The organism is Endozoicomonas sp. ONNA1 (assembly GCF_024606325.1).
In the GTDB taxonomy this organism is placed as follows: domain Bacteria; phylum Pseudomonadota; class Gammaproteobacteria; order Pseudomonadales; family Endozoicomonadaceae; genus Endozoicomonas_A.
In genome coordinates this window covers 1-1,993 of record NZ_JAHHPN010000634.1, presented here as the reverse complement: position 1 = coordinate 1,993, position 1,993 = coordinate 1, and the positions used below count along the sequence as shown (strand labels likewise).

The 1,993-nt window shown below is 45.9% G+C and carries 2 protein-coding genes; both read right to left on the bottom strand.

The features are described from left to right. Positions 1-646: hypothetical protein (locus KDK19_RS14920; RefSeq protein ID WP_257292261.1), on the bottom strand; the 646-nt coding region annotated here is incomplete at its 3' end. A gap of 47 nt (positions 647-693) precedes the next feature. Beyond that, positions 694-1,794: a hypothetical protein gene (locus KDK19_RS14915; protein WP_257252508.1), complete on the bottom strand. Its 1,101-nt coding sequence runs from the start codon at positions 1,792-1,794 to the stop codon at positions 694-696. Positions 1,795-1,993: the final 199 nt, after the last annotated feature.

Sequence of the window (1,993 nt, the reverse complement as noted above, 5' to 3'; positions counted from 1 at the left end):
CTTGGGTATTGCAAAGGGCAGCTTCAATCTTTTTTCTTTCTATTCGAGCTTCTTCAAGCTCTTTCTGCATCTTGGTTGAACGAAGTCTGGATACCTTCAGTTGGTCTTCTAATTGTGTGACTAATTTATTAGTTTGAAGGGTTCTGAATGGCTGGTCCGCTGCCTCAAACGCTCTATTTTTTCTATGGAGGGAAATATCGTTTTCTAATGAGTTTTCAACCTGCCGAGCAGCATTCAGTGATTCACCGAGCTGACTGTGAAGCTGGCAGAGATGATGGTAATAAGCCCTTCTTTGCTCATCCATATGTGCCAGTTCAGCCCAGACTCCATAACCATTGGCTGCGTTAATCCTGCGTAAAAAGGTTGGCATGTCCTCGGTACTATCCTCCAGGGATGGATAGGCTAACACCGTCCGACGGTCCAAACATTTAAAATCACTCAAAAGATGGCACGGCGAAGGGGGTTCAGGTAACTTTTCCACAGTGATCCCACTGCGCATCTTGCGTAATGGATCTATAAGAACTCTGCATTGATATAATGAATATTCCGCAACACTGCCGGAATGGCGGCCGGACCTATCATCTTTGACCCGAACACCCGGGTCAGTTACGTTTGCTGGGATTGCTGCGTTTGATGGATTTGCCATTATAATACTCCTTTTGCAACGTTAAAAAATTCACAACTATTTGACTATCAACGACCCCCATCCAATGCAGCTCCAGTCTCTGTCGTCTGTTCATCCATTGAGAGTGCTCTGAGTTTAGTCCTGAGGGTTTCAATCTCTCTTTCCATCGCCGCCCTGTCGGCATCCCATTGTCTGGATTGCTTCTCTTGTTCATCCCAGGCTTCGCCTTTGCTATCGTGATTAGCAGCCAAGCGACTTTGATAGGCTCCTACAAGTTTCTCCAGAGACTCAATCCGTTTGGATTGTTTCTCTTTTTCAGCACAGATTTTTTTTTTGTATTCCAACTCATTATCTGTGTAAAGTTGATACGCTGCTAAGCGTTCGTTCAGAGACTCAACCTCTTTGGATTCTTCAGCTTTTTCTTCCTTGATTTTACTGAGGTCTCGCTGCATCTCTGTTGCACGACAATCAGCTTCCCTCAAAAGCTTCTCTAAATGGATGACTTTTTCATCAACCAGCGCCTTTGCTTGCTGTTCGTCCTGTGCCCGAACCCTTTGCTGCTCGCTATGTTCAAGCTGTCGTGTAAGCTCCTGAATTTTTCTGTCCCGTTCAAGAACTTCCTGATTTTTGTCCTCAAGCATTTTGGTTTTCTGATTGAGATAATTAAACATTACCTGCAATTCTGGCTGATCCTTGTGCTGGTCTAATAGCGCATCCTGATAGAAGAGAATATCGTCATCCAATGCCAGTTCAGTGGTCATAGCAAAAGACACAATTTTATTGCACAGACTAAATTGCTCGCAGAAACGCTGGTAATCCTGCTGAATACGTCCATCCATTTTCTCCAGCTCAGCCCGGATTTCAGCCTCACTGGCCTCGCTAACCTTTCGCGAATGGGTTGACGAGCTCTGCCCGGATGAAGAAACTTCCACCGCCCGGGATTCCAGACGTTCCCCACCCTCCAGAAAAGAGCACTGCGCGGGACGCTCAGGGACCGTTGGCCATGTCATGCCTTTCGTAATCCCGATTAATGTATCTTTAAGAGCGCAGCATCGACGCAATGAATACATCGTAGTGCTGCCCCTATGACGGTTGGGCGTCTCAGATGTCACCTGAACATTAAGGTCAGTTCCTGGTGAAGTGCTTCCTGTACCTAGTGGATTTGCCATAGTAATACTCCATTTACAACATTTTATAATTCAGTAACCATTTGACTGTGACCGAGTATGACTTGTTCCCCTGTAAGAACCTGAATAACGCTTTTGTTAGCTGCTCTGACAAAATTTCTTTAGCAGATAGGGAAATCCGCCACTCCCGCGAATACGCTGTACTGGCCACCACCAATACCAATGACTCCACCATGGAAGG

Excerpts from the sequence above, each read along its gene's own strand:
- KDK19_RS14915 (WP_257252508.1), bottom strand. The coding sequence starts at position 1,794 with ATGGCAAATCCACTAGGTACAGGAAGCACTTCACCAGGAACTGACCTT.